The sequence below is a fragment of the Otoolea muris genome, from assembly GCF_943193115.1.
Classification (GTDB): Bacteria; Bacillota; Clostridia; order Lachnospirales; family Lachnospiraceae; genus Otoolea; species Otoolea muris.
Map to the genome: position 1 here is coordinate 1 of NZ_CALPCY010000110.1, position 3923 is coordinate 3923.

The 3923-nt window shown below is 50.3% G+C and carries 3 protein-coding genes and 3 pseudogenes; all 6 read left to right on the forward strand.

All coding sequences use genetic code 11. The features are described 5' to 3' along the window. Positions 1–308 precede the first annotated feature (308 nt). Positions 309–593: pseudogene (locus NFS31_RS26165) on the forward strand (helicase); the annotation flags it as partial. A 1-nt stretch (position 594) separates the two neighbouring features. Beyond that, positions 595–1400: pseudogene (locus NFS31_RS26170) on the forward strand (DUF3848 domain-containing protein). Then, a pseudogene (locus NFS31_RS26175) lies at positions 1397–1738 on the forward strand (plasmid mobilization protein); the annotation flags it as partial. The pseudogenes NFS31_RS26170 and NFS31_RS26175, both read left to right, overlap by 4 nt. A 140-nt stretch (positions 1739–1878) precedes the next feature. Continuing rightward, on the forward strand, positions 1879–2472 hold the full coding sequence (locus NFS31_RS26180; protein ID WP_251501845.1) for a type IV toxin-antitoxin system AbiEi family antitoxin domain-containing protein: 594 nt from the start codon (positions 1879–1881) through the stop codon (positions 2470–2472). Further along, positions 2469–3323 (forward strand): nucleotidyl transferase AbiEii/AbiGii toxin family protein, encoded by an 855-nt coding sequence (locus tag NFS31_RS26185; protein ID WP_251501847.1) that lies wholly within the window; start codon positions 2469–2471, stop codon positions 3321–3323. The genes NFS31_RS26180 and NFS31_RS26185 overlap by 4 nt, the downstream gene beginning before the upstream one ends. 267 nt (positions 3324–3590) lie before the next feature. Further along, positions 3591–3791, forward strand: coding sequence for a helix-turn-helix domain-containing protein (locus NFS31_RS26190; RefSeq protein ID WP_251501849.1), 201 nt, complete (start codon positions 3591–3593; stop codon positions 3789–3791). Positions 3792–3923: the final 132 nt, after the last annotated feature.

A 3923-nucleotide genomic window follows, 5' to 3' on the forward strand; every position in this document is an offset into this window, starting at 1 on the left:
ATGGGTATTCTCCTTTATCTGGATTTAGAGTTTTTGGAGTGAACCCTAAAAACTCTAACCCTGATTTTACAGGAGAAGGCCATATATTTCACTATACGTTCTTATTTGACGCTTACGAAACAAAGGCTACTATGTCACGCTTTAGGAACTGGAACCCCCCGTAAATCAAGGCTTTTCAGACCGCCCTCAACGGGTAGACGGTAATTTATATCCTTTACCCCTCAAAACGGCGTCCTAAAGCGTAACAGAAGCTACAGAACAGACCAAAGGAGGAACGAATGGCAGGCAACCGCAAATATTACTACTAAAGGTTGGAAGGCGTCAAAGTCCAGCTGGATAACCTTTACCAGCAGCAGGCCGCCGCGAAGGAGGAAGTGGGCAAAGCCTTCCCCTATGAGGAGAAATTGCGGGTCAAAAACGCCCGTCTGGTGGAGCTGGATATGGAGCTGAACATGGACAGCAAGGGGCAGTCCCGTCCAGAAGCGGCGATTGCCAAGCGCGCAAGGCCCTCGGTGCTGGAAGGGCTGAAACGCCCGCTTCCGCCCCGCAGCATGGAAAAGAAACCCAAACAACAGGAACAGGAGGCAAGATAATATGAACAGCAACGAAAAGAATACGGCCCTTTATGAGAAAATGGCCGCTGAACAGGATACCTTCCGGGATTGGCTGAAAAGCCAGTCCCCGGAGGAGGTCCTAAACCATGCCTATGAGTACACCGTCCGGGAGGACATTGTGATAGCGATGGAGGTATTGGAGCTAAAAACGCCCAAGCCCAGGCGCTTCTGGATTCCCCCTCCCCGCTGGCCGATGTGTACCGCCATTTTGAGAAGCTGGAAACCGGCTATATGGATGTGATCCGGGACAGCATTGAGGAACGAGCCAATGAGATGCACAAGGCAAAAGAGGAACAGAGGGCCGCCCCGATCTATCCCCACTCCGCCGCCTATGCGTCCGAGCATGGGGAGATGGCGCAGTACCGCGCCTCCCTGCAAGCCAACCTTGCCTGCAAAGAAGACATTGAGCAGGCCATCAGCGCCCATTATGGAGATAACCGTCTGAATACCGAGGCCGCTGTCAAAGAAGTGCTGGAACAGTTCGGGCCGGAGCGTATGCAGTACATCCTTGCCAATACGGTGCTGAAAAAAGAGCATGACGCGCGTATCTCCCGCGACAACAAAGCCTGGGCGAAAACAATCCCCATGCCGGAGGATGGCGGCGATCCCCGCCACAGCTATGTCCTGGTGGTGGATAAGGTCACCCCCGGCCTGACCGACCTGTTTTTGAAGCAGGCGCGGAAAGTCCTTCAAGCCCCGGAGAAAGGCTCCGTTCTGGAAAAACTCAAACAGGAGCCGCCGGAACGCAGACCTGCCGCCCCTAAGAAACGGGAACCGGAACGATGAGCGCGGCAAAGCGGAAACGGGAGGTACAGGTGAATTTCCGGGTTTCACCGGAGGAGCTGGCCCTGATTGAGCAGAAAATGTCCCGGCTTGGGACCGTCAACCGGGAAGCCTACCTGCGGAAAATGGCGCTGGATGGCTATGTGGTAAAGCTGGATTTGCCGGAGCTGAAGGAGCTGGTGTCCCTGATGCGCTATTCCAGCAACAACCTGAACCAGCTGACCCGTAAAGTGCATGAAACCAGGCGGGTTTATAACACTGATTTGGAGGATATATCCCAGCGGCAGGAACAGCTTTGGGACGGTGTGCAGAAGATACTGGCCCAGCTTGCCAAGCTAGCTCTCCTGACCGGACAGCTTGCCCCATCTGCGGAGGGAGGAACGGCGTTCTTCGCCGCGCCTTCCTCCGATTTTTCTTTTTTGCCGTTATTTACTTTCGTGCTACAATCACGTATAATAGTAGCACGAAAGGAAGTGACAGCATGACACAGTTTGAACAGCTGGACACGATTTTAGAGGAACAGCGCGGTATGCTCCAAACATCAGAGGCGGTGAAACGGGGGATTCCAAAATCCGTTTTTTACAATTATGTGAAGGAAAAAGAATTGGAACAGGCGGCACATGGGGTTTATGTATCGCCGGATGCCTGGGTCGATGGGATGTACCTGCTCCATTTACGATGCAGCCAGGGGATTTTTTCCCATGAAACGGCGCTGTTTTTCCATGATCTGACCGACCGGGAGCCTTCCCCCTATTCCATTACCGTCAGACGGGGATACAGCACGACCAGATTGAAAGCGGACGGGGTTTTCGTCTACACCATAAAACCGGAATTGCATGGCGTCGGAAAGAGTACGGCACAAACCCCTTTCGGGCATACGGTTCCGGCTTATGATATGGAGCGGACCATCTGCGACCTGCTTCGCTGCCGGAGCAGTATAGAGATGCAGACATTGCAAGGGGCGCTCAAAATGTACGCCCGCAGGAAAGAGAAAAATCTGCGGAGGCTGATGCAGTATGCAGGGCTGTTCCGGGTTGAAAAAATTTTGCGGCAGTATTTGGAGGTGTTATTATGATAAAGACAGCGAGGCGGCTGAAAGATTTGATCCGCAATCTCGCAAGGGAGAAATCGGCGGACGCACAGATTTTGATGCGGAACTATATGATGGAGCGTTTTCTGGAACGCATTTCCCTTTCTGAGTATCGGGATAACTTTATTTTGAAAGGCGGGATGCTGGTTGCCGCAATGGTAGGGCTGGATGCCCGGTCTACAATGGATTTAGACGCAACCGTCAGAGGGGCCGGCGTGAATGTGGAGGACATTGAAAATCTGATGTCCTCCATCATAGCGGTCCCCATTGAGGACGGTGTGGAGTTCCAGATGAAAAGCATTTCGGAAATCATGGACGAGGCCGAGTATCCGGGGACTCGGGTCAGCATGGCCACTGTCTTTGACGGAGTGGTGACGCCGCTGAAAATTGATATTTCTACCGGGGATGTGATTACGCCGAGGGCAGTCCGGTACAGCTTCCGGCTTATGCTGGAGGAACGCTCCATTGATATTTGGGCGTACAATCTGGAAACCGTACTTGCGGAAAAGCTGGAAACAATGATTGCCCGAACCATAACAAACACCCGCATGAGGGATTTTTATGACCTCTACATTCTGGAACAGCTTCATGGAAGATCGCTGGATTCCGATATTCTCCGCCGCGCGCTCCTTGCTACCGCCCGCAAGCGCGGGACGGAGGGGCATTTGAAAGAAGCGAAGGAAGTGTTATCCGAAGTGGAAAACAGCCATACGATGCAGGCGCTTTGGTCCGCTTACCGCAGAAAATTTTCCTATGCGGCTGATCTGGAATGGAACACCGTTATGGGATCGGTCCACCGTTTGTATGCTCTGACAGAGGACGGTGAATCGGAATGAAAAAGCGCGGGCATTACTGCAAAATCTGCGGTGAGTATAAATCAAATATACTACATATAGTGAAAAACACGGCGCTTGAATCATAGGAGGGTACATTCTCCGATGCTTCCATCGTGTAAATTAATACTCCGCTCCTGCGAAGCAGGGGCAAACGCCCTTGTGGCGTTTAAGTGATTGCATCAGTGAATTTTATTGATAAAAATACAAATTCATAGGGTTAAACAAGAAAATTGATTATGTATTTTGAGATTGTAAGTAGAGGTAAAAATGGATGAGTACATGACAATTAAAGAAACTGCAGAACTTTGGGGAGTTACACCGAGATGGGTACAAACTTTATGCATCAATGGAAAAATTGAAGGTGCGATAAAATTTGGACGTGCTTGGGCGATTCCAAGAAATACGCCAAAACCTAAAGATGGAAGGGAAACTTCTGGGAGGTATAAAAATTGGAGAAAATGTAAATAAGATAGCCACAAAGACATATTCTGTCATTCTGAAATGTTATAATAGAAACAATAAGATACTCAAACTTCCCACATTAAAAATGGGATTTGCTCCTTGAAAAATCAATACTTTAGCTCACAAAATAGCGCTCAG